The organism is Hymenobacter sp. UYCo722 (assembly GCF_040547115.1).
In the GTDB taxonomy this organism is placed as follows: Bacteria; Bacteroidota; Bacteroidia; order Cytophagales; family Hymenobacteraceae; genus Hymenobacter.
On sequence record NZ_JBEPPC010000001.1, the window covers coordinates 244,938 to 268,327 of the forward strand.

Annotated in this window: 24 protein-coding genes and 1 tRNA gene; 10 read left to right on the forward strand and 15 right to left on the reverse strand. The window is 57.3% G+C overall.

All coding sequences use genetic code 11. From position 1 onward, the window contains the following. Positions 1 to 17: 17 nt before the first annotated feature. From ABIB44_RS01075 to ABIB44_RS01105, 7 genes are all read right to left on the reverse strand, one after another. A complete protein-coding gene (locus ABIB44_RS01075) occupies positions 18 to 896 on the reverse strand; it encodes a phage portal protein (protein WP_354582768.1) in 879 nt (292 codons plus the stop codon). A gap of 77 nt (positions 897 to 973) precedes the next feature. Next, entirely contained in the window at positions 974 to 2,425 is a 1,452-nt protein-coding gene (terL, locus tag ABIB44_RS01080; protein ID WP_354582769.1) for a phage terminase large subunit, read from the reverse strand. Continuing rightward, on the reverse strand, positions 2,415 to 2,957 hold the full coding sequence (locus ABIB44_RS01085; protein ID WP_354582770.1) for a terminase small subunit-like protein: 543 nt from the start codon (positions 2,955 to 2,957) through the stop codon (positions 2,415 to 2,417). Before ABIB44_RS01085 ends, terL begins: the two co-directional genes overlap by 11 nt. 64 nt (positions 2,958 to 3,021) lie before the next feature. Continuing rightward, positions 3,022 to 3,198: a hypothetical protein gene (locus ABIB44_RS01090; protein WP_354582771.1), complete on the reverse strand. Its 177-nt coding sequence runs from the start codon at positions 3,196 to 3,198 to the stop codon at positions 3,022 to 3,024. Positions 3,199 to 3,706: 508 nt separating this feature from the next. Next, a complete protein-coding gene (locus ABIB44_RS01095; protein WP_354582772.1) occupies positions 3,707 to 4,132 on the reverse strand; it encodes a hypothetical protein in 426 nt (141 codons plus the stop codon). Positions 4,133 to 4,152: 20 nt separating this feature from the next. Beyond that, positions 4,153 to 4,626: a hypothetical protein gene (locus ABIB44_RS01100; RefSeq protein WP_354582773.1), complete on the reverse strand. Its 474-nt coding sequence runs from the start codon at positions 4,624 to 4,626 to the stop codon at positions 4,153 to 4,155. Positions 4,627 to 5,094: 468 nt separating this feature from the next. Beyond that, positions 5,095 to 5,892: a hypothetical protein gene (locus ABIB44_RS01105; protein ID WP_354582774.1), complete on the reverse strand. Its 798-nt coding sequence runs from the start codon at positions 5,890 to 5,892 to the stop codon at positions 5,095 to 5,097. A 133-nt stretch (positions 5,893 to 6,025) separates the two neighbouring features. Here ABIB44_RS01105 and ABIB44_RS01110 point away from each other — a divergent pair, with 133 nt between their 5' ends. Beyond that, positions 6,026 to 6,685 carry an NUMOD4 domain-containing protein gene (locus tag ABIB44_RS01110; protein ID WP_354582775.1) on the forward strand — a complete coding sequence of 220 codons (660 nt, stop codon included), beginning with the start codon at positions 6,026 to 6,028 and terminating at the stop codon, positions 6,683 to 6,685. Between the two features lie 161 nt (positions 6,686 to 6,846). On the opposite strand, the gene ABIB44_RS01115 is transcribed toward ABIB44_RS01110, so the two are convergent. Next, positions 6,847 to 6,920 (reverse strand) — tRNA-Asp (locus tag ABIB44_RS01115). A 304-nt stretch (positions 6,921 to 7,224) separates the two neighbouring features. On the opposite strand from ABIB44_RS01115, the gene ABIB44_RS01120 reads away from it, so the two are divergent. From ABIB44_RS01120 to ABIB44_RS01135, 4 genes are all read left to right on the forward strand, one after another. Then, a complete protein-coding gene (locus tag ABIB44_RS01120; protein WP_354583679.1) occupies positions 7,225 to 8,172 on the forward strand; it encodes an acetyl-CoA carboxylase carboxyltransferase subunit alpha in 948 nt (315 codons plus the stop codon). A 94-nt stretch (positions 8,173 to 8,266) separates the two neighbouring features. Next, positions 8,267 to 9,115, forward strand: a complete 849-nt coding sequence (locus ABIB44_RS01125; protein WP_354582776.1) for an MBL fold metallo-hydrolase — start codon at positions 8,267 to 8,269, stop codon at positions 9,113 to 9,115. Positions 9,116 to 9,178: 63 nt separating this feature from the next. Further along, a complete protein-coding gene (locus ABIB44_RS01130; RefSeq protein WP_354582777.1) occupies positions 9,179 to 9,991 on the forward strand; it encodes a patatin-like phospholipase family protein in 813 nt (270 codons plus the stop codon). Between the two features lie 118 nt (positions 9,992 to 10,109). Continuing rightward, a complete protein-coding gene (locus ABIB44_RS01135; protein ID WP_354582778.1) occupies positions 10,110 to 10,682 on the forward strand; it encodes a 1-acyl-sn-glycerol-3-phosphate acyltransferase in 573 nt (190 codons plus the stop codon). Between the two features lie 32 nt (positions 10,683 to 10,714). Here ABIB44_RS01135 and ABIB44_RS01140 read toward each other — a convergent pair whose 3' ends face one another. The 5 genes from ABIB44_RS01140 to ABIB44_RS01160 form a co-directional block, all read right to left on the reverse strand. After that, positions 10,715 to 11,998 carry a response regulator gene (locus ABIB44_RS01140; protein WP_354582779.1) on the reverse strand — a complete coding sequence of 428 codons (1,284 nt, stop codon included), beginning with the start codon at positions 11,996 to 11,998 and terminating at the stop codon, positions 10,715 to 10,717. A gap of 23 nt (positions 11,999 to 12,021) precedes the next feature. Next, positions 12,022 to 12,465, reverse strand: a complete 444-nt coding sequence (locus tag ABIB44_RS01145) for a response regulator (protein WP_354582780.1) — start codon at positions 12,463 to 12,465, stop codon at positions 12,022 to 12,024. Further along, entirely contained in the window at positions 12,466 to 14,784 is a 2,319-nt protein-coding gene (locus ABIB44_RS01150; RefSeq protein ID WP_354582781.1) for an ATP-binding protein, read from the reverse strand. After that, positions 14,766 to 15,314 (reverse strand): biliverdin-producing heme oxygenase, encoded by a 549-nt coding sequence (locus tag ABIB44_RS01155; RefSeq protein WP_354582782.1) that lies wholly within the window; start codon positions 15,312 to 15,314, stop codon positions 14,766 to 14,768. The genes ABIB44_RS01150 and ABIB44_RS01155 overlap by 19 nt, the downstream gene beginning before the upstream one ends. Positions 15,315 to 15,403: 89 nt before the next feature. Beyond that, on the reverse strand, positions 15,404 to 16,066 hold the full coding sequence (locus ABIB44_RS01160) for a DUF4159 domain-containing protein (protein ID WP_354582783.1): 663 nt from the start codon (positions 16,064 to 16,066) through the stop codon (positions 15,404 to 15,406). 209 nt (positions 16,067 to 16,275) lie between these two features. Here ABIB44_RS01160 and ABIB44_RS01165 point away from each other — a divergent pair, with 209 nt between their 5' ends. From ABIB44_RS01165 to ABIB44_RS01175, 3 genes are all read left to right on the forward strand, one after another. Beyond that, the gene (locus ABIB44_RS01165; RefSeq protein ID WP_354582784.1) at positions 16,276 to 16,839 is read left to right on the forward strand and encodes a hypothetical protein; all 564 of its coding nucleotides are present in this window, start codon (positions 16,276 to 16,278) and stop codon (positions 16,837 to 16,839) included. Positions 16,840 to 16,971: 132 nt separating this feature from the next. Then, positions 16,972 to 18,411, forward strand: coding sequence for an RtcB family protein (locus ABIB44_RS01170; protein ID WP_354582785.1), 1,440 nt, complete (start codon positions 16,972 to 16,974; stop codon positions 18,409 to 18,411). Between the two features lie 74 nt (positions 18,412 to 18,485). After that, positions 18,486 to 19,205, forward strand: a complete 720-nt coding sequence (locus ABIB44_RS01175) for a hypothetical protein (protein WP_354582786.1) — start codon at positions 18,486 to 18,488, stop codon at positions 19,203 to 19,205. A gap of 16 nt (positions 19,206 to 19,221) precedes the next feature. Here the strand turns inward: ABIB44_RS01175 and ABIB44_RS01180 are convergent, their stop codons facing one another. After that, on the reverse strand, positions 19,222 to 19,926 hold the full coding sequence (locus tag ABIB44_RS01180; RefSeq protein ID WP_354582787.1) for a 16S rRNA (uracil(1498)-N(3))-methyltransferase: 705 nt from the start codon (positions 19,924 to 19,926) through the stop codon (positions 19,222 to 19,224). A gap of 208 nt (positions 19,927 to 20,134) precedes the next feature. Here ABIB44_RS01180 and ABIB44_RS01185 point away from each other — a divergent pair, with 208 nt between their 5' ends. After that, positions 20,135 to 20,422, forward strand: coding sequence for a hypothetical protein (locus tag ABIB44_RS01185; protein ID WP_354582788.1), 288 nt, complete (start codon positions 20,135 to 20,137; stop codon positions 20,420 to 20,422). A 49-nt stretch (positions 20,423 to 20,471) separates the two neighbouring features. On the opposite strand, the gene pckA is transcribed toward ABIB44_RS01185, so the two are convergent. Further along, positions 20,472 to 22,097 carry a phosphoenolpyruvate carboxykinase (ATP) gene (gene pckA / locus ABIB44_RS01190; RefSeq protein ID WP_354582789.1) on the reverse strand — a complete coding sequence of 542 codons (1,626 nt, stop codon included), beginning with the start codon at positions 22,095 to 22,097 and terminating at the stop codon, positions 20,472 to 20,474. Positions 22,098 to 22,336: 239 nt separating this feature from the next. On the opposite strand from pckA, the gene ABIB44_RS01195 reads away from it, so the two are divergent. Next, on the forward strand, positions 22,337 to 23,260 hold the full coding sequence (locus ABIB44_RS01195; RefSeq protein ID WP_354582790.1) for a helix-turn-helix domain-containing protein: 924 nt from the start codon (positions 22,337 to 22,339) through the stop codon (positions 23,258 to 23,260). The last annotated feature ends 130 nt before the right edge of the window (positions 23,261 to 23,390 follow it).

A 23,390-nucleotide genomic window follows, 5' to 3' on the forward strand; every position in this document is an offset into this window, starting at 1 on the left:
TACAGCGCCTTAGTGGCCTAGCTAACGTTGGCGAACGTGTTGCCCTCGCTGGTGGAAAGCAGCTGGTGGGGGAAGCCGAGCACGTCGCAGACCATGCCGGCATCGAGCTTGACGGAGTTGATGATGTCGAGGTCAACCGGCGAGAGGCCCGCCTGCACCGTGCCGTACTCACCATCCACGTAGGTCAGCTTGTTCGGGCCCGTGATTTCACGCACGAGGGCTTTGCTCTGTTCGCTGGTTAGCGGTGCCACCTCTGCGTTACCAGCCTTGCCGAACAGCAGGATGTTAGGGCCACCGTCGGCCAACTGCTTTAAGCGCTGGCGGGTGGCCAAGCTCAGGTTCTGAAGCTGTAAGGCCGCTACCTGGACCGGGGAAAGGCCGTAGGCGCTGTTGTCGTTGAGCTGCCACTTCTTGACGTGCAGCACCTGGTCTGTGGTGAATTCGTCGTAGCCGCCACCCACGCGGGGGGTCTTGTAGCCGACAACTGGCTGACGCCAGCCCTGGCCGCCAATAACCTCGGTGGCGTAGGGCATGATGCGCAGCTCCTGGGTCTGGCCGGCGTTGAGGCTGGGGGCCAGTACGCGGTCGCAGTAGATGAACACGTTGCCGTGTTGCAGCAGCTGCGTCAGATACTGGTTGACGAAGGCCGCCCAGGTCTGTTCGGCGTTGGGGCGCGTCAGCAGGCGGGCCATCGGGCTGGTAGGCGCGTCCTGCTCGATGCCGTCGGCCTTCACCCAAACCGCCTTCCAGTCCACTACGCGGGCGGCAGCTTGGATGCGGCCCAGGATGGCGAGGAACACGGTGTTGGTGGCAAGCGGGTTGGCCAGCGGGCTAAGGCTGCCGGGGTTGAGCAGCCGGTAGTTGGGGTAGCTGACGGCAGGGGGGAGGTTGACCACCGGCAGGGATTTTGTCTCAACCGGATTTGGGGTGTCCTGGACTAGAATCAGGCGTTTTAGCGACGAAATAAAATCCATTAAAAGGACATGGCGCGTTGTTTTTTGGCCGGAGCCAGGTGCCGCTGCAACGCCTGCGTCAGCGTGTCCACCCGGTCATCGTGCGCGGCATTGGGGAAGGCAAACAGCTCGGCCTGCATACTATGTATGTAGCTTCCATCAATGAAAACCACCCGCTTACTGGCGCAGAAAGGCACGACGAAGTGCGCCCGCTTCACTTTGTCGTCGGTCGGGGCCGGAGCCTCCACCACGTTCACGTTGCCCCGCTTGGTAAAGCTCTGGAATACCGACTTGCCGTTAGCCTTGGGCTCCAGGTAGAGCTGACTCCTGACCGGGTCGTAGCCGTTGCGCTCTAAGAACTTCGGGATGAAGTTGAGCAGGTCCTCGTATTCCAGCCACGCCGCGTAGGACTCCCGGACAAATAGCGTGTTGTCCACGTAGCAGCTGGCCAGCAGTGCCGTCGGGTCGTTCTTGGTATTGGCCGTGAGGGCCGTATCGGCATCGAAGTGCCACTCCACTTCCTGATTGGCGGTGAGGCGCTGGAAATCCTCCCAAGTGATGGTTTGGAACCAATCCTTTTTGAAAATGCCGCTGCTGGTGTCACTGGGATTCTGCAGTACCTGCGCAGCATAGCCGTAAGGGCCTAGCTCTACCTTGTAGTTCTGCATCACCTGACGGTTGAATCGCACCGGGTCCAGCAGGTTGTCATGCGCCTCGTAAAGCGCGATGGCTTTGGCTGGCTTCACCAGCGCCCGTGTTTCTGTAGTCAATTCCGCCGGCAAGCAGATGTGGTTCAGGTCCGGCTTTTTGGCCAGCAGGTGGCCGCTGGGGTCGTCCTGGTGCAGGCGCTGCATCACCGTCACGGTAACCGTGCGTTCCTTGTCGGTCTTACGCGAAGAGAGCGTTTCGCCCAGGAAGTCGTTGGCCGTGGTGCGCTTGGGTATCGAGTTGGCATCCTTCGCACTCAACGGGTCGTCGTTGAAGATGAAGTCCGAGTGCTGGCCAGTAGCCGTGCCGCCCGTGGAGGCCGTGTAGTAGATGCCCTTGGCCAGGTTGGCGAACTCGGTCTTGCCGTCGTTGTTGCGGTCGAACGCCACGCGGCCGGGATACCACTGCTGAAACTTCTGACTCTTCAGGCACATGCGCGCCTTGCCCGCGTTCTTGGTGCTAATCTTGGCCGAGTAGCTGGTGCCGAGAATCTTGACACTAGGGCAGCGAAGGGTCACCCATGCCTCGAAAAGCTGCAAAATGGTGCTTTTGCTCACGCCGAACGGGCAGTTGATGAGCACGTCGGGCTGGCTCTCCTTGCGTTCCCATGCCTCGTACACCTGCTGCAACTCGTCACACAGGAACTGAATGTGCCAGTTCAGCTTCAGCTCGACGGCCTCGATTTGATTCCAGAACTCCTTGAAGAAGCAGAAGAAGCTGCGCCGTGCCCGTTCCGCGTATGCCGCGTCGAGCCTACTCTGCATCGTCGCGCTTGGCGATTTCTTGCAGCGAGATGTAGGAGTCGAGCTGTTCGGCCGAGAACTTGGTTAGGTCGAGGTCGGACACTTCCGGCTTCTCCAGCTCAACCTTTACCGTGTTGCCGTAAACGTGACGGTTCAGCTTCGAAAGCAGCCACTTGCGGCTGTCCACGCGCAGCTTGTCCCGGCCTACCTCGTTCGGTCCGTTATCAGAAATGTCGAGGATGTCCTCGCTCATCAGTTCGAGCTGCGCCTCCCGAGCCCTCGCGTACAGTTGCTTAAATTGAGAATGTTCTGCCCGCCACCGGATGATGGTGGTTATTGCGGGCATCCCGGGCTGCGCACTTATGAAGCGCAGGCCCTTGCCATCGTTGAGTAAGCCAATGATGGTGTCGGCCAACTCGTCCGTGTAGATGGTTGGGCGGCCGACCGCAGACTTTGGCTTTGGTTGGTCGTATAGTTCATCAAATGAATCCATTAAGAAAGCAGGGACCACCGTTTTCTTAGCGGTTCCTGCTTTATTTATTGGGTTCGACATGGCACGAAAAAGCCGCACCCTTTGTGAGGGTTGCGGCTTTTCATTTCGCCGAGCGAAGCGTAAACTAGCTAATACCCATAATGGATGTTATAGCTGCTTTGCGTGCTTTTCTCACAAGCCGGACAAGGTTTGGTGCCTTAAGGCCTTGTGCAACCAATTTTCTTTCGGAATCTGCTAAAGCTTTGCTCTTGTCTGCCCGCACAGAATTCTTATGCTCGAACTGTTCTTCGATTGTCATCATGTGTTTGAATATAAAGTGAGCTATAACTATAGCAATTAAGATGCCAATCGTATTTTAATAACGAAATATAGTATATTTTTGCGACTATAAATTTCCCGGGCTGTGGAGGCTTGGACTGCTATGAACAACAAGGGCGACCCTAATTAATTAGGGTCGCCCTTGTCTTCTCTACTTACACTTACAACGGAAAGCACGAACCAACGTGGCCAGTCCTTCAAACGCTCGTGGCAATGTTGCCAACACAGAAACAACAATAGTTGCTAAGGATGTGCCAGAAAAATTAATACTAAATGTAAATGCAAACAATAAAATTGAGTTTAGCATAATACCATAATTATTGTGATGCTCTTAAGACGTTAGCCCCAGTGGCTAAAATCGCAGAGAGAGCTTTCGCTATTCTATGCTTTTGGGCTATCACAATAATACAAGGCTGCTAAAAACAAAAAACGCCTCTGGTCAGCGAGTTTAAGTGTTTGCGATTTGGTAACGAGCAACGGCACGTAAAAGGTTACATAGCATCAATGCTTTTTTTGAGTTGTTGATATTCCTCTGGAGTCACCTCGCGCCATGTGTCTTTCAACAGATTCCACTCGGTGCCTTTTGTGCCATGGTGTAGCCTAGCCAGCGCACTAGCTGAATCCGAAGCGATGGTAACGGCTTGCTTCCGCTGGCCCAGTTGCTTCTTGTGTTGTAGCCAAGCAGCAAAGTAGGCTATCAAGTCTTTCGCTTCGCAGAGTTCCGCCCCACGAGTGGTATTCCAAATGGCAGCTGACTCATCGATGCCATCATAAAACGCCTTTGCCTTATCGTACAGCGCAAATCGCTTTTGCTTCTCCTGGCGACCAAGAATGGGCGACGTTTTGTAATACTTGACGGTGAAATCACCCTCGTTGTAGCTTGGGGCACCTTGGCCGCCGTAGTCGCTGGTAGGCATGGTAAGATGTGAATTAGAAATTAGGCGTATACCGCATTAGCAGACCGGGCGAGGGTGGTCACGCGCTCATGCTTGGCTTTTTCCAGGTTATTGATAAGCGACACGACGGATTCCTTTTTCATTCCACTGGTTTCAAAGCCGATGCGGGCGCCGCCGTCGGAAGCAATGCTGACAATGTGCTTCCGGGTGATAACGTAGCAGAGCAACAAAATAACACCTAACAGCAGCCCTGCAGCCCCAATTTCGCCGCCACCAAACATAGACTGTAAAAGACTTATCCCACCCAACACGCCGAATGTTACCCCGAGTATTAACAGGAGTGGGGAGCTCTGATAGCGTACCTCGCAGGAGCTAACCTTTTCAAGCATGACTGACACAAGGTGGGCATGTGAGGAATTGACCGCGTGGTAGCGAATCCGGTGAGTTGTCAGTACGACGACGTTGTTAGGGGAGTGCTGTAGCAATTCCTCGCCCTCGAGTAGATAGTTTTCCATGCTCGCAAGATAGACCCATCAACCCCAACAGCCCTACTGATGGTAGAGCAAGTGGCCAAGCCCACCAAGGAGCAGGGAGGCTGTGCTACCATTATCTGTGTAGGTTTCGTACCTGTCGTATCATATTGATTCCTGATTTTGGTAATCCATGCTGAGCCAAATAAGCTCCCGTATCGTACTCGAATCCGTCCGCAAGCTCAGTAGCTACCAAACTCATTTGGGCTCCTCAGAGGACGCGAAAAGCTAGCAGAACGAACAAGGTGGCTACCCGATGGGCTAAGCCGAGCCGGCCGACTGACAAAGCGGCTAATCATCTACGCGCATCAAACTTCCGTCTTGGCCGACCCTATAAGGGAATGAATAACCAAAACGAAATCTGGAAAGACTGCGAGGGATTGGCAGGCTACCAAGTCAGCAATGGGGGCAAGCGGGCTATAACGGCATTAGGTGACATGGGCAAGACTGCCTTTAGGAACCCTGCTTTTTGAATACGCCTTTAATGAACCCTTCCCCAATGAGCGTGCGATTGTCCTTGATGTGCAAAAGTAAATCGCTTTTGTCGGTGCGAATTCTAATATAGTCTTCATCAAGTTCGTAGCTAGAAGGATAGCTCATTCCAAACAGTGCATCAACAATTACAACTGTACTTTTTCCTTTAAAAATCAACTTTCGATAAAATGGGTTGCCTTTGGATATAAAAGTCCCCATTAATGTCGCGTAAGTTTCGTATTTCCTTTTATCGGAAACAGACAGCTTGCTGTACTCGGTCAAGTACTTCGAGTAATTTTTGTCAATTCCTTCTCCGTTTTGAATACTGTAGGTCTCTACAGCCCAATAACTAAGAGCGGCGACTTTTTCATTTGTTGATTTCTCGTGCTCTTCATCATAAAGAGTCGAATCTAGCGTAATGGAATTGATTTTTCCATCCTGTATTCTATAAGTTTTATGTATTTCTATGGTTGGTTTTACTTGTAATAGTGAATCCATCATAGTCGTGATACGCTCCTCTGTAGTGACCACGCTATCGGTGCCATGTATGGCGAGCAGCGAAAAGTTTATTTGGCGTTCCTTTATTTCATCGAGTTTATCTAAGAATTCTGATAAATCTTTCTTCTCTGCACCCTTGAAAGAATAAGTAAATTTCTCCGAGGACAGCTGCGTGATTTTATCCTTGTCTGACCTATTGAGGGCAGATACAAATGCCCTAGTGGTCTCTTGGGCATTTTGCTTGCAGGAGGGCATCAACGAAGAAGCGACAACTACCATCAGTACAACTATTCTCATTATCTCTTTGCTTTAGCTTGGGCATTGCAATATCGAGCTTATAAAATTAATCTGATGCACGCTGTGCAAAGAAAAAACAGTCGCAAACTTTCGTCCTGGTCGACCCTATAAGGTCATGAATAATCAAAACGAAATCTGGAAAGACTGCAAGGAATTCGTGGGCTACCAAGTAAGCAACAAGGGACAAGTACGAGTTAACGGCTTAGTTAAACCTCAACACAACGACAACGGCTACCGCCAGATAGCCTGGGAGGGCAAGCAAATCCGAGTGCACCGAATTGTGGCCGCAGCGTTCTGCTCCAAGCCTGAGGGGTGCGACATCGTCAACCACATTGACGGCAGCCGGGATAACAACCACGCTGATAACCTGGAGTGGACCACCAGCGGCGGCAACACCCGTCATGCCGCTGAAACTGGACTGCTGGCCGCTGGCGAACGCCACGCCAGAACCGAGCTAACTGAATCGGTGGTGTTAGAAATCGACGCTCTGCTGCGCGCGGGCATCGCTAATGGCACCATCGCGGAACAAACCGGCGTCAGCCGGGAAGTAGTGAGCAAAATCAAGGCGGGCAGAACCTGGACTAAACTGACCGGCCGCACGCTGGCACCAGTTGAGCGAAAAGGAGCTGTGGGCAAGTCCAAGCTGACATCTGACCAAGTAGCCGACATTCGGTGCCGGGTGGCAGCAGGGGAGTCCATGCGCGCCGTGGCAGCCAGCTACAGTATGTCCCACACAACCATCAGCTCCCTCATCAACGGTATCACTTGGAACTAAGGATTCAAGGAGCACTGCGATACGAAATGCGATACAAGCCCCAGGTACCCTCATTTGGAGCGAATATAAGCTCAACAAAAAACCCTCACAATCAATTGACTGTGAGGGTTTTTGCGCTAACGGTACCGGAATAATACAGTGAAAATTGTACTATTCGAAGGCGGTCTGGACGGGACTCGAACCCGCGACCTCCGCCGTGACAGGGCGGCATTCTAACCAACTGAACTACCAAACCGTTTGCCTGGGTGGAGAAGCCGTATGCTTTTCCGTTTTGGTGTTACAAAGGTAGGATAATAAAACTGCGCCCTGCAAACCTGGGGCCAATATTTATTTAAAAATAGGGTCTTTCGGAAGCTTCGGGGTTGTTTCTCAGGAACATTAATTTTTGCCGCGTGTCGCTACGACGGATGTTTTACCTTTGTTGACTGCCGTGTAGACGGTATTTGCGGATACCGGTTGTGGGTCAAAGTCCCATTCGTACCAATTTCCCCCGCTATTTTCGCCTTCCCACTCACTTGCCAAGCCATTCGCTGCTCATGATGCTTCTTGATTTTGAACAACCCATTGCCGCCCTCGAAGGCAAACTCCTCGAAATGCAGAAACTCGCCGCTGAGAGCGATGTAGAAGTAGGGGAAGCTGTCGCGGCGCTGGAAAAACGCATCAAAGACCTCAAAAAAGAAACATACGCCAACCTCACACGCTGGCAGCGGGTGCAGCTTTCGCGCCACCCCGAGCGGCCCTACACCCTCGATTACATCGATGGAATGGCTGAGAAGTTCGTGGAGCTGCACGGCGACCGCACCGTGGGCGACGACAAGGCCATGGTGGGTGGCTTCGGTGAGATTGACGGTCAGACGGTGATGTTCATTGGCCAGCAGAAGGGCCACAACACCAAGCAGCGCCAGTTTCGCAACTTCGGCATGCCCAATCCCGAGGGCTACCGCAAGGCCCTGCGCCTGATGAAGCTGGCCGAAAAGTTCAACGTGCCGGTGGTGACCCTCATTGACACGCCCGGTGCTTTTCCGGGCCTCGAGGCCGAGGAGCGGGGCCAGGGCGAGGCCATTGCCCGCAACCTCAAAGAGATGTTTATGCTGAAAGTGCCGGTGGTTTGCGTCATTATCGGCGAAGGGGCGAGTGGTGGAGCCCTAGGTATTGCCATCGGTGACCGGGTGCTGATGCTGGAAAATACCTGGTATTCGGTGATTTCGCCCGAGTCGTGCAGCAGCATTCTGTGGCGCTCGTGGGACTACAAGGAGCAGGCCGCTGAGGCGCTTAAGCTAACGGCGACGGATATGAAATCGGCCGGGCTGATTGATGGCATCGTGAAGGAGCCCCTGGGTGGGGCACATACCGCACCCGAGGTGATGGTTGAAACGCTGAAAAGCACGCTGTTGAAAACCCTGAAGGAACTGGCCGCCATCCCGGCTGCCGACCGGATTTCGCAGCGCATCGATAAGTTCTCGGCGATGGGCGTGGTGGTGGAATAGGAAATTAAAAATTCAGAATTAAAAATTAAAAATGAGTCAACAAGCGGTTGGCCACCCCTTTTTTTAATTTTTCACTTTTAATTTTTAATTGAAAATGACTATTCATACCATCGATACCGGTTTATTTAAGCTTGATGGCGGCGCTATGTTTGGCGTAGTGCCCAAAAGCATGTGGCAGAAGCTAAACCCGCCCGACGCTAACAACATGTGTACCTGGGCTATGCGCTGCCTGCTGATTGAAGATGGCGGTCGGTTGATGCTCATCGACAACGGTATCGGCGACAAGCAGGATGAGAAATTTCGCGGCCATTTTTACCTGCACGGCGACGATACGCTGGAGAAGTCGCTGCGCAAGCTGGGTTTCACCAGCACCGATATTACCGACGTTTTTCTTACGCATCTGCACTTCGACCATTGCGGTGGCTCGGTGCAGCGCCGGCCCGATGGGGCGCTTCAACTGGCTTTTCCCAACGCCACGTATTGGAGCAATGAGGCGCATTGGGACTGGGCCGTAACGCCCAACCCGCGCGAAAAAGCCAGTTTTCTCCATGAGAATATTCTGCCGATTCAGGAAAGCGGACATCTGAAGTTTGTGGACCTGACGGGCGGTGTGCCCGGCACGCTGCCGCAATTCCGCGAAATTATTCTGGCCGACGGGCACACCGAAAAAATGATGGTACCGGTGATGGAGTACAAAGGCCGCACACTCGCTTTTATGGCCGATTTGCTGCCGAGCGCCGCCCACGTTCCGCTGCCCTACGTGATGAGCTACGACGTGCGCCCGCTCCTTACGATGCCCGAAAAAGAGGCGGTACTACGCCGCGCCGCCGCCGAAAATTGGGTGTTGCTGCTCGAACACGACCCTACTAATGAGGCCTGCACGGTGATACTGACCGACAAGGGCGTGCGCCTCGACCAAACCCTGCGGGTGGCGGATTTGTGAGTTGGTGAAGTGGCGGAGTAATGGGAAAACAACGTATCAGGACTAAATCCGACCGATAAGCACGTGCAGTTGCCTTCCGAACTCCCTAATCTGCCCATTCACCAGCCGACCACTCCGCAACTTGGGCTCGCTTTATCGGGGGGTGGAGCGCGCGGCATCGCGCACCTGGGCGTGCTGGCCGCGCTCGACGAATTGCAGTTGCCCATTGGCCAGTTGGCGGGGGTAAGTTCGGGGGCCATTGCCAGCGTGTTTTATGCGGCGGGCTTTGCGCCGCGCGAGATTCTGCGGTTGCTGCTGACGACCAATTTGTTTCGGCTCACGCGGCCAGCCTTTAGTCGTTTTGGGCTGCTGCAGTTCGATGCAGTAGAGCAGCTGCTGGCGAAACATTTGGGGAATACGCTCACGTTTGAGCAGCTGAGCCGACCGTTGACGTTGGTAGCCACCGATTTGATGGCGGGCGAGTCGGTGTACTTCAGCCGTGGGCCGTTGTTGCCGCCGCTGCTGGCATCGTCGGCGGTGCCCATTATCTACCGGCCGGTGGAGTACCAGGGCCGGCAGCTGGTTGACGGGGGACTGCTCAATAACCTGCCCGTGGAGCCGCTACTGGGCCAACCTGCCCTGCGCGTAGTGGGCGTGCACTGCAATCCCATCAACCCGGAGGCGCGCATTCCGACCTTCCGCCGGCTCATCGAGCGTACGCTGCAACTCGCCATTAATGCCAATACCGCTGCCCGCAAAGCCCAGTGCCATCTGCTGCTGGAACCACCCGAGTTGCGCCATTACCGCCCGCTGGGCTACAAGCGTGGCCCCGAGTTGTTCGATATTGGCTACCGTTACACGATGTCGCAGGCGGCCACGCTGGCGGCGTTGCTCTAGGCCCGGTCGGGGGGGGCGTATTGCGGGGCGGCCCCCATCTTTGCAACTCGGTTGGGTCGGCTTAGGGCCGAAATCCGTTTCCCTGCTCTTTCGATTCTTTAGTACCGTATTACTGTTCATGACTCCACGCGAAAAATCACCCTTCTGGCACGCTATGGCCACGCTCGTCTTCAAAGTGGCCGGCTGGCATCTGGGCGAGATTCATAATCCGGAAATCAAGAAGAGCATGATGATTGCAGCCCCGCACACCAGCAACTGGGACATCATCCTGGCGCGGGCGGCGTTTTACCTGATGGGGGTGCCCGTGCGCTTCACCGTGAAAAAGGAGTGGACCGAAAACTGGGCCATGGGCTGGCTGGTGAAGGCCATTGGTGGCCTGGCCGTGGACCGCAGCCGCAACAACAGCCTCGTGGATGGCATGGTGAAGCTATTTGATGCGCACGAGGAGGTGGTCATCCTAATCACGCCCGAAGGTACCCGGGCTTACCAGCCGCGCTGGCGCAAGGGCTATTACTTTGCCGCCCTGGGCGCGCACGTGCCCATCCGGCTGGGCTACCTCGATTACAAGGAAAAAGAAGCTGGTATCGGCGAGGCCGTGTGGCCAACCGGTGACTATGAAGCCGACGAGGCCCGAATCAAAGCCTACTACCGCACCAAAACGGGCCGCTTCCCGGCCCAGGGCGTCCGCTAATCGGTCGCAACTCCGCGAATGCCCAGCTCGTGTTAAGCGACTGCATCGTGTACGGGCTCGGAAAATAGCTTCGGCTCGGACTCGGCAGCATACAGCTTTACGCGGAAAGTGGTGCCCTGTCCTTCCTCGCTCTCCACGTCGATTTGGCCGCCTTCGTACTCCACAATGCGGTTGACGAGGAACAGGCCGACACCGGTGCCGTCGCCCGCTTCGGGATGGAACCGCCGGAACAGGTGAAACAATTCGTTGCCGTACAGCGCCAGGTTCAGGCCCAGGCCATTATCGGCTACCTCGAGTATGGGACAGCCATCGAACACGTAGGAGCGGATGCGTACTTCGGGCCGGCGGCCGGGGTGGCGGTACTTGATGGAATTGCTGACTAGGTTGAGCAAAATCGTGCTCAGGTTGCCCCGGGCGTATTTCACGTCGGGCAGGGCGGCAAAATCGGCGGTGACGCGGGCTTCGGAGGCCGTAATCTCCACGTTTAAAGTTTGCAGCATTTCCTGTAGCAATGCGGGCAACGCGACCAGCTCGGCCGACTGCTCGCCGGGCCGGCGTTGCTCCTGTACCACGGCTGCCAGGTCGGTGATAGTGGTATGGAGGCCGGTGAGTGAACTGTCGAACAGGCGCAGGATAACGGCTTCTTCCGGGTCCTGAAACACGGCCGACTGGCGCAGCTCCTCGAACAGGCCGCGCAGGTTGTGCACGGGTTGGCGCAGGTCGTGGCTGGCGGCGTACACGAAGTTATCGAGGTCCTGATTGGTACGGGCCAGCTTGCGGTTACGGGCTTCCACGGCTTCGTTGGCGGCGTTGAGCTGGTCGTTGCGCTCGTCGAGGGCCTGGCGGGTGCGGGTGAGTTCGGCCAGCGAGTCGCGCAACTGGCGGTTGATACCTCGCAGCTCGCCGTGGTAGCGGCTCTCATACTGGCGCCATTCGTTTTTCTCGATGGCGAAGCGAATGGTTTTGTTGAGTAGCTCGCGGTCGAATTGCTGCTTGACGAGGTAGTCGATGGCCCCGCTGTTGAGGACGCGCACGGCCAGGCTTTCGCTGCCCACGCCGGTTATCATCACCACGCACAGCGTCTGCATGGGCACGACTTCGGCCATTTGGGCCAGCATGGTCAGGCCATCGGTATCGGGCAGGTTGTAGTCGAGCAACACGCAATCGGGCTGTACTTCCCGAAATCGAAGCAAGCCTTCGATGCCGTTCGGGGCTTCGTGGATTTCCAGGCCCTCCTGGCCCGGCAGCGGGCCCAGAAAACGCCGGTAGAGCATGCGGTCCTGCGTGTTGTCCTCGATAATCAGTATCTTTTTCACGCGGATGGGGAATTGGCCTGCTGCTAATTAATGGAGGGCAACTCGTTGGATTCCAGCCAATATTGCACAATAAGTCGAACTTTTTCTTCCAAGGCAAAATAATCGACCGGTTTGGTGACGTAGCTGTTGGCCCCCAGGCGGTAGCACTCGTTGATATCTTTGAGGTTGGACGACGTGGTGAAGACGATGACCGGGATATGATTCAGCCGGGGAGTTTCTTTGAGTTTGCCGAGCACGGTGCGGCCGTCGGTGCCGGGCATGTTCAGGTCGAGCAGGATGATGGCCGGCAGGGTCGCGGGCCACGCGTCGCGGTTGCCGAAGCCCATCAGATAGTCGAGAGCCTGGTCGCCGTCTTCGCACCGAAAAACGGGGTTTTGCAGGGCGTGCTTGCGGAAGGCGCGGCCCAGGGCCGTGAAATCCTCGGCGCTGTCCTCCACAATCAATACGGGTTTGAGGGAATGAGTCACTTATAACAGCTTAGAAATCGTAAAATAGAAGGTTGCGCCCTGGCCCGGTTCCGATTCGACCCATACGTCGCCGCCTTGCTGTCCCAGCATTTTCTTCACCACGGCCAGGCCAGCGCCGGTGCCACCGCCGTATTTCTCCTGGCTGTGCAGCCGTTTAAAAATACGGAAAATATTCTCGTGGTGGCGCGAATCGATGCCAATGCCGTTGTCTTTCACGTACAGCACCAGAAATGCAGTGGTATCGACCGGCCGCTGATAGGGAGGATGGTCGGCCTCGGCCACGCCAACTTCTACGTGTTTTTCCGCCCGGTCGTTGTACCGCATGGCGTTGGTAAGCAGGTTGATGAACACCTCGCCCAGGCGCACCGGGTCGCAGCGCAGGGTGGGCAAGGGGGCGGGCACGGCCACGGTAGTGCCGGTTTGTTCGAAGCGGGGCGTCAGCAGGTCAATTACCCCGGCCAGCAGCTCATTCAGGTCCACTTCCTGCACGCTCAGTTCCTCGCGGCCCACGCGCGAAATTCGCAGCAGCGACTCGATGAGGGATTCCATGCGCTTGCTCAGGCGCACCAGGGTTTGCAGCTTGCTCACACCTTCGGCATCAAGCTTGTCGGCGTAGTCTTCGAGCAGGAACAGCGAGTAGTTGTGGATGCCGCGCAGGGGCTCCTTGAGGTCGTGCGAAGCCACGTAGGCGAACGAATCAAGCTCGTCGTTGCTGCGCTCAAGCTCGGTGTTGAGGGCGGCCAGGCTGCGGGCCTGGGCCTGCAGCTCATTGAAAATCTTCAGCCGCACGTCGGAGATGTAGAGGCGAATGTCGCGGGCGGCTTGCAGCTCCAGTGGCTGCCAGGCCACGGCCGAGTTCTCGACGGTCTGCTTCCATGCTTCGAAGGACTGGCGCGGCGAGAGAAAAACCTGGCCGTCGACGGTCGTTTGGTTTTTCTCGTGGCGGCCGGCCCAGGTCACGGTTTGCAATTGCTCGGGCCGGAACCAGAAGATGTATTCGCCGGGTGCCTGGGCCAGCCGAATGGCCAGAATGCCGCTGGCCGTGCCCCGTATGACACGTCCCGCCGGATTAAGGTCGGCGTAGGAATTAGTGCTGAATATTTCCTCATCGGGGGCGAAATCGCGGAGCCAGGTCACCAGCTCCTCCAGCTGCTCCGGCGTCGGCGTCCGGCCCAGCCGAATGGTTTCGCCCTCGAAGCAAATAGCTGCCCCGCCGCAGTCAAACACATCGAGCAGGGTAGGCGAGAACCGGTGCAGACCGTCTACGAAGTTGGGCTGGTTGCTCACAAGTTCGAAGAGGCGCGTCTGGGTGAGGGCAATGTGCTGGCGGTAGGCCAACTCGTCGTACTGCTGCTTGGTTTTTAGCAGCGCCGACATGGTTTTACCCAGGAACTGGCACAAGTCGCGCAGCTCGTAGCTCACCAGGCGTGGGCTCTGGTTGTGGCAGGTTATCATGCCCCACAGCTTGCCGTCCTCAATCAGCGAGATGGTCATGGTGGCCGCCGAGCCCATGTTGTGCAGGTACTCGATGTGAATGGGCGACACGCTGCGCAGCACCGAATAGGTCATGTCGGGCGGGCGGTTGCTAGCCGGGTGCCGGGCCGGCACCAGCGCGGTGGGCACGTACGAGGCGTCGGGAATGAAGCGCAGCCAGTTTTTGAGGTACATGGCGCGGGCCTGCTTCGGGATGTCGGTGGCCGGGTAGTGCATGCCCAGCCAGGGCGGCAGGTCGGGGCGCACGTCCTCGGCAATCACCTCGCCGCTGTCGTCGGGGGCGAAGCGGTACACGGCCACCCGGTCGAAGCCGGTGATGGCACGTATCTGCTGCACGGCCACGGCGCACATTTCCAGCGTGGTGGTGGCGCTCAGCAGGTTGCCCAGCGTGAGGTTGAGGGAGGGCAGGTTGAAGGCGTTGACGTTATTGTCGGCCACGGGCTCGCCTTCCACCCACAGCAGGCCATCGTAGCGGTGCAAAATAAGCTTGTAGAACGGCCGGTTCGGCACGCGCTCGAGGCGCACGCCCAGCAGGCGGCCCTGCTCGGTGATGTTCGGCCAGAGCTCCTCCACTTCCAGCAGCTGGTCGGGCTCCATCAGCTGGCCCAGGCCGAAGCCCACGAGCTCCTCGGGGGCCAAGCCGAGTAGCTCGGTGGTGTTGGCGCTGGCCATTACCACCAGCCGCGTCTGCTCATCAAGGCACAGCAGGAAGCCGTAGGGCTGAATCAGGCCGGGAATGTGAATGGGCTCCCGGTCGCAGTTGGTGAGCGTGATGGGCTGGCCGAGCAGGGTTTCGTCGGACAGTTTTACTGCGGGGTAAGCCATGCGGCAAGGGTTTGGAACGTGAGAGTAGCCGAGGCCACGATGGCATCCGCGTCTTCGGTAGCGGCGGCTTCCGTCAGCAGCTGGCCAAACTGCTTCCAGAGTGGCCCGGTGCGCTCGGCCCGGCCGGCGAAAAAGCTACGGCCGGCAATGTCGGCCGCTGCCAACTGGCGCGCAATGACCTGCCCGCCCAGCGTCGAGCCCTCGAGCACGTACATGGAACCGAGCAGCTGGGCGCGGGTTTCGAGCGGTGGCATCGTGGGGCACACCGGCGGCTCGGCCGGATAGCCCAGCCGGGCCAGGTCTTCAAGAATGAGCGGGGCGCGGTAGCGCTGTTCCAGCTGCCAATCGGGGCCGAAGGCCGCGGCGTGCTCGTGCAGTGCGGCCTCGTACGGCTGCACGAAGCCGTACATGCGGCCCAGAAATTCCGCCGTTTGGGCGGCCGTAACGGTGCCGGCCGTCAGGCCCTGGTTAAAGGCATTGGCTTCGATGGCATCATGGTATGGCCGGGTTTCGAGGCGCAGACGGGGCAATATGGCAGTAGCTGCCGGAGATGCCGAAGGGTTTTGCGAGAAGTTCAAGCTACAAAAGTGAATAGTTAACCCGGGAAACGCACCATTGGCTAATCCTGGGTCAGGGCGTAGCTCACTAGGTTGGCCCCCATGCGCAGGGCGGCATCGTGCGTGGCGGGCGAGTCCTCGGGGTAGGTGCCCACGTCTTCCCAGCCGTTGCCTAGGTCACACTCGTAGCTATAAAAGCACACCAGCCGGCCTTTATAAAGCAGGCCGAACCCCTGGGCGCGCTTGCCCTCGTGCTCGTGCACCTTGGGCAGGCCCCTTGGGAACTGGTATTTCTGGTGGTAGATGGGGTGTGAGAAAGGCAGCTCTACGAACTCGAGCTCGGGAAACACCTTCTTCATTTCGGGCCGAATGAATTTATCAAGCCCATAATTATCGTCGATGTGCAGAAAGCCGCCGCCCGTGAGGTAGCGGCGCAGGTTGCGGGCCTCGGCATCGGTGAAGCTCACGTTGCCGTGCCCGGTCATGTGAATAAAGGGGTAGCTCAGCAGCTCGGGCGCGTCGAGCTCCACGGTGGCTTCATCGGGCGCAATGTTGGCGTGCAGCGTCTGGTTGCAGAACTGGATGAGGTTGGGCAGCGAGGTTTTGTTGGCGTACCAGTCGCCGCCGCCGCCGTAATGCAGCTTAGCGATGCGGAAGCTGGGCGCGGGCGCAGCGGCCGTGAGGGTAAGCAGCAGGGCGAAAGAAAGGAGCAGGGACTTGAACATAACGGATGCGGGCGTTGGGCCCCGGTTGACAAAGTACGGGGCCGGGCCGAAAGTTCAGGGCGGAGGGCGGAAGTGCCGGCAACAGCGGGGCTGGGCAAGTAGCCCATTCGTTCCTGGCCGCCGGCGCAGCTGAAGCCGACTGGCACGGTAGGGAATTGCCCGCGTCGGCTTACTTTCGTCCGGTCCAACCAACTCTCCGGCAATTATTCATGAACGGCTTTAAAGTCATTGCCCTGCTTATTCTGGCCATCGGCCTCTACTATAATTATCAGCAGGACGCCGGCCAACACGGCAAGGCTAAAGTGTGGCAGGCTGTCTGCCTGGCGCTGCTGGTGCAGGCGTATGCCAGCATTTTCGGGCAGGTGGGCTGGCTGGTGAGCCACTGGGAAGCCGCCCACCAGAAATTCGGCCATGCCGTGGGCTACGTGCCCGGCGAAGTGCACTGGCTGCTCTACCTGCTGCACATTGGCCTGGCCCTGCTCACGCTGCTCACGGCGATGCGCATGATAAATCGCTCCGACGCGGCGCGCCGCCGGCTGCTCTGGCTGCTGCCGCTGCTGGTACTTGCCGAAACCTTCAGCTTCTACCGGGGCTGGCTGAACGGCCACGCCGAAGTGCCGCTGATGCACGCCTTCGGCCTGGCCCTCGGGTTCGCCTTCAACGGAGCCGTGGCCCTGGTGATGGCGCTGGTGTACCGCAGCCGGTTTATGCAGGCCTTTTACCAAGCCACGCCCGTACCGGCGGCGGCAACCGAGCCGGCCGCTGCCGCTTAAGTAGTCGTGCAGAACGCCATGCTTCGACAAGCGGACGCCAGATGAAGCATGGCCGCCTTTGCTGCTAAAGTTACTTTTGTGCAACAGCTTAAGTAGTTCCGTCTCCTGATAAATCGCTGAAATAAACAACCAATGATTACCGGCAAAGACTTACTCGATTTGGGCCTGAAGCCCGGCAAATGGTTCAAGGATGCACTGGAGCACATCAATGCCCACGCCCTCGAAGGCGACGCCCTGCACGCCTACCTCCATGCGGTGAAGCCCGCGCCGGTGATACCGCTGCTGGCCGCGCCGGTGGCTTTCTACGAGAACATCCGGGCCGATACGGTCGTGGAGCAAGCCAACATCGACTACGTAAAGCAGTCGATGCAGCTGCTGATGCGCACGCCCACGGTGGTGGCCGGGGCCATTATGCCCGATGCCTGCCCGGCCGGGCCACTGGGAACCATCCCGGTGGGCGGCGTGGTGGCCACGCGCAATGCCATTCACCCCGGCATGCACTCGGCCGACATCTGCTGCTCGGTGATGCTGACCAACCTGGGCAAAGCCGACCCCAAAACCGTTCTCGACGTGGCCCAGGCCATCACGCACTTCGGCCCCGGCGGCCGGCCAGCGGAAAATCAGTTTGAGCTGCCCGCTGAAATTCTGGCCGAGATGCTAGCCAACCCGTTTCTGAACTCCGAGCGCAGCCTGAGAATGGCCCGCGAGCACCTGGGCACCCAGGGCGATGGCAACCACTTTCTGTACGTCGGCGTCTCCAAAAACACCGGCGACACCATGCTCGTGACCCACCATGGCTCGCGGGGCGTGGGCGCTATGCTCTATGGCCACGGCATGAAAGTAGCCGAATTTTTTCGCCGCGAAATCTCGCCCGAAACTGCGCCCGCCAACGCCTGGATTCCCAGTGAAACGCCCGAAGGCGTGAACTACTGGAACGCCCTGCAAACCGTGCGCAAGTGGACCAAGCGCAACCACGAGGTGCTGCACGAGGCCATTGCCGCCAAGCTGGAAGCGGCCGTGCAGCAGCGCTATTGGAACGAGCATAACTTCGTGTTCCGTGATGGCGACGTATTCTACCACGCCAAAGGTGCGACCCCGCTCGACCCAAAGTTCATGCCCGACATCACCGGCCCGCGCATTATCCCGCTCAACATGGCCCAGCCCATTCTTATCGTGAACGGCGATACCACGGCCAGCAACCTGGGTTTCGCGCCCCACGGCGCGGGCCGTAACCTGAGCCGCACCGGCCACAAGCGCAGTAAAATCGGCCAGACCAACGAGGAAATTTTCGCCGAAGAAACGCCGGGCATCGACGCCCGCTTTTTCTTCAACCGCATCGATATTTCGGAGCTGCCCAGCGCCTACAAAAACGCCGAGGACGTGAAGCAGCAAATCACCGATTTCAATCTGGCTATCGTCATCGACGAAATCCAGCCCTACGGCTGCATCATGGCAGGCGACTGGGAGCAGGACGCCCCGTGGCGCAAGAAGAAGCTAGCGAAAAAAGCGGCAGAGGCGGCAGCAGCGCTGGCAGGATTGGACACGCAGGCAGATGCATCGGCTACTATTTAAGATGGTATAATAGTGCCGCTATCAGTATTTCGTTTTCTAATCATTACATAACTAGTATCATTCTATTAGTCAGCATGAGTGTTCTGCAATTTGAGTTAGAAAAAAGTCGCTTTGGTGAGGTGCAAAAAATGATTATTGTCAGGGGAATGCCTCTATTGGTATTAGCGATGATGGTTGGGGTAGGAATGAGTTATTTTAATAATTCGCAGCAGGATACGCCTAGCTTCTGGCTCGTCATGATTCCGCTGTTTCTCGTACTGTTTGGCGCTGGAATTTACCGGGGAATTCAACGGCAAAAAGCGCTTTTCTTTAGCTACCGCCTCATCGTTGATGAGCAAGGAATCACGCGGGAGCAAGCAAATACGCCCATCATTTGGCTCGCTAGTGAAGAAATTCAGGAAATGAATAAAGATGCTAACGGTAGCTATGCTGTCAAGGGCAGGTCGATAAACCAAACTATCCTAATTCCCGCCCAAATTGAAAATCCCGCTGCTTTGGAGAAAGAACTTACTCGGTTTCTACCAGTAGTTGCATCGCCACGTTTACCGGTCACAACCCAAGCCCTACGCTTGTTGCCGATAGCGACCCTCGTACTCATGGTACTAGTGTATGTATCTACTGATAAAATAGTAGTAGCCATTAGCGGCACTTTGCTGCTGGGCTTTTTGAGCTACTCATTGGTAGTTACCCAATGGAGCAAGCACATAGATGGCAAGACCAAAAAAGGCATGTGGCTTTCATTGATAGTCATTGCCTCCATACTGGCAGTGATGTATGCCAAAATAATTATCTAAACGGCATCTTAATTGATTAGTCACGCACCAATTGCGCCGTGAACACGGCCGCCAGCGCCGCCGTTTCCGTGCGCAGCCGCGAGGCCCCCAGTGTTACCGGCCGGATGCCGCGACCCAGCGCCAGCGCAATTTCCTGCGGGGTGAAATCCCCCTCCGGCCCGATGAGCACGCAGCAACCCGGCCCCGCGCCGGCCACCTGCGCCAGCGCCGTGCGCTCGCCCTCCTCCAGGTGCGCGATATAGGTAGTTTCGGGAGTCACTTCGGCCACGAAAGCTGCAAAATCCTGCATCTCATCCAGCTGCGGCAGCCAGGCCTGGCCCGACTGTTTGAGGGCGCTGATGGCAATTTTCTCCAGCCGCTCCAGCTTCAGCTCGCGGCGCTCGGAGCGGGCGCAGCGCAGGAAGCTGATGCGCTCGACGCCCACTTCCACGGCCTTTTCCACGAACCACTCCATGCGGTCGACGTTTTTGGTGGGGGCCACGGCCACGTGGGTGAAGTAGGGGCGGGGTGGCACGGCATCGTGGGCGGTGATGAGCAGCTGGCAGCGCTTGGGGTTGGCCTCGGCGATTTCGGCGCGGTAATGGCCGCCCCGACCATCAAGCAGCTCCACGGCATCGCCGGTGCCCAGGCGCAGTACGCGCACGGCGTGCTTGCTTTCTTCCTCGGAAAGCTGATAGGTGGTAGCGGTGGGCGTAAGGTCGGGGGCGAAGCAGGTGAGCATGGACGCGAAGTTCGGGCAGTAGGCGTTATTCGTCTAAGTTTATTGGCCTTTCGAATTGCTGACGGCTGAAAATGAAAAGTCAAGTTCGATAAATAGAAGTCAATCTAAAATTATTTGGCGATGAGAGTGATTTTTGTTGGCATGCCGGGAGGCATATTTTAAAGATATTTTTCCTGCAATGCCTCATCGGCTAATCCAGACCTCGTATGTGAAAATTATTGGGATAGCACAACGTTATTTTGAAGGTGGCCGTGAGGCTGAATTCTTCCAATTGGCTCAGGAAGGCCACTATTTTATTAACTTATGGGCAGCCCATATGCTCATTGAGTATGGCAAGCCAACGCCTGAATTACAAGCGAAAGTATTGGATATTATCAAATTTCACTCCGCCACCTATTGCACGCCCGGCAATACCGTTAACCGGGTTGTTGCGCAGCCGGAAGACCAATGGCTGGATGATTATTACAAACGCAAAAACCCCGTCAGCTGCAACTGACGGGGTTTTTAGCGGGTGAGTGATAGAGGGGAGAGCGGGTGGGAATAACTTATGCTTCAACGGCGACGCGTGGGGCACCGGCCAGGATTTCTTCGTTGGCGTACTCGGCGTACTTCTGAAAGTTGGTCACGAACTTCTCGGCCAGCGAGTTAGCGGTTTTGTCGTAGGCTTCCTTGTCGGCCCAGGTGTTGCGCGGGTCCAGAATCTCGGTGGGCACGCCGGGTACCGCGCCGGGCACCATCATGCCAAACACGGGGTGCTTGGTGAACTTCACCTCGTCGAGCTGGCCGTTGAGGGCAGCCGTAATCATGGCGCGGGTGTAGGGCAGCTTCATGCGCGAGCCGGTGCCGTAGCTGCCGCCGGTCCAACCGGTGTTGATGAGCCACACGTTAATGTCGGGGTTCTCGTCCATCTTCTTGCCCAACATCTCGGCGTACTTGGTGGGGTGCAGGGGCAGGAATACTGCGCCAAAGCAGGCCGAGAACGTGGTCTGCGGCTCCGTTACGCCCATTTCGGTGCCGGCCACCTTGGCGGTGTAGCCCGACATGAACAGGTACATGGCGTGGCTCTTATCGAGCTTGCTGATGGGCGGAATCACGCCGAACGCATCGGCGGTGAGGAAGAAAATGTTCTTCGGCGCATCGGCTACGCCGGGCTCAATAGCGTTGTCGATGAAGTTGATGGGGTAGGCGGTGCGGGTGTTTTCCGTCACCGACTTGTTGGCGTAATCCACGGTGTGGGTGCCGGGCACAAAGCGCGTGTTCTCCACGATGGAGCCGAAGCGGATGGCATCCCAAATCTGGGGCTCTTTCTCCTGGCTCAAATCAATCACCTTGGCGTAGCAGCCGCCTTCAAAGTTGAAGATGCCTGCATCGGGCGTCCAGCCGTGCTCGTCGTCGCCGATGAGGCCGCGGTTGGGGTCGGCCGAAAGCGTCGTTTTGCCGGTGCCCGACAGGCCGAAGAACACGGCCGTGTCGCCGGTCGAGCCCACGTTGGCCGAGCAGTGCATGCTCAGCGTGTTGTGCTCGTGGGGCAACAAGTAGTTCAGCACCCCAAAAATGCCCTTTTTCATCTCGCCGGCGTAGCCCGTGCCGCCAATCAGAATCATCTTCTTGGTGAAGTTGATGATGGCGAAGTTGGGCTGGCGGGTGCCGTCCACGGCTGGGTCGGCCTCGAAGCCGGGGGCGCAGATGATGCTGAAGTCGGGCGTCCAGGTGGTGTTCGCGCCTTCGGCGGGGCGCAGGAACATGTTGTAGCAGAACAGGTTATGCCAGGCCTGCTCGTTCACTACGCGCAGCTTCAGCTGGTAGTCGGGGTTGGCCCCGGCGTAAGCTTCGCGCACGTAAATGTCTTTGTCGGCCAAGTAGGCCACCATCTTGGCGTGCAGCTGGTCGAACTTGTCGGGAGCGAAGGGGATGTTGATATCGCCCCACCACACGCTGTTTTCGGTGTTGGCGTCCTTCACCACGAACCGGTCTTTGGGCGAGCGGCCGGTAAACTTGCCGGTGTCGGCCATCAGCGCGCCGTTGTCGGTGAGGCTGCCCTCGCCGTTGCGCAAAGCGTGCTCAACGAGCTCCGCAGGCGTTAAATTAAGGTGAACGGTCGCCGTTTCGGTGAAGCCCAGGGGCTGCAAACGATTCCGGATATCAGCGGCATTGGTGGGAGCGGTGGACATGGCTAGGAAAGTGTTGGGTGGGAATACTCGCAATTGAGAACACAAAGGTAGAATCAGACGACTTGCCAGTAGTGAAACAATTCGTTTCTTTACTGGGACAAATTAAACCTGTTGCTCAGTAATCGACTGGTTTCAACTTTGCAATGGCCTCTTTCAGGCGTTACAGGGACAAATCAACGAAACGGTACCTACGGAATCCCGCGTTACAGGTTTGCTTTGTCCTGCTTTTTAATTCTGCCATGCCTACGCACATCGCTCGTTACCACGGCCTCTACGGCGACGACAAGGCGCTGCTCTCGCACGACTACCTGGCCAGCCAGCTCATTGCGCCGCGCCCCCAAGCCGCCGATTGGGGCCTGAAGCCGCACCTGCACGAAAACCTATTTCAGCTTTTTTTCCTCGAAGCCGGGCGCGCCGCGTTCGAACTCGCCGAGTTGGTGACGCTGCGCACGCCCTGCCTGGTTATTATCCCGGCCAACACGGTGCACGGCTTCACCTTCAGCCCGCAGGTCCGGGGCCGCACGCTCACCCTCTCCGAGGCGCTGCTCGACACCATTCTGCAGGCCACGCCCGGCGTGCTGGTCGAAATGAACTCGGTGCACATCCTGTCCGATTTCAATACCGAGGTCACTTTCGGCGACCTGCTCGATTTGGAGATGCAGATTCACCAAGAAATCCAGACTGAGCTGCCTGGCAAGCAGCTTGCCCTGAACGGCTACTTCAAGCTGCTGTTTGTGAAAATCTTCCGCCTGTTGCAGCACAACCGCCGCAAGCAGGAAAGCCCCAACCGCGCGCTGCACTACTACCGCGAGTTTCAGAAGGCCATCGAGCGCACGCCCGACTTCGGCCGCCGGATTTCGGACTACGCCCAGGAATTGAAAATTACGCAGGTGCACCTCAATCGCATCTGCCAGGCCGTGAAGGGCAAAACCGCCCAGCAGGTGGTGCAGGCCCACACCATCCGGCGGGCCCACAACTTCCTGTTATACACATCGCTCTCGGTGGCCGAAATCGCCTACGAGCTGCAGTTCGTCGACCCCGGCTACTTCACCCGCTTTTTTCGCAAGCAAACCGGGCTCGCGCCGGCGGCTTATCGCGCCAAGGCCTACCGCAGCGAGGGAGGAGGAAAGGGCGGAAAAATAGACGCTGCCTTGCCATCCTGAGCATTATGCGATTAGAACTGAATAATCAGCATGACAGCCGTTGTGGGCTGCTCCCATCTGGTGCGTCGGCCGCTTAGTGCCGAAACTTTCCTAGATTTACCGTGCCCGTACTGCATTGCCTGCGCAATGG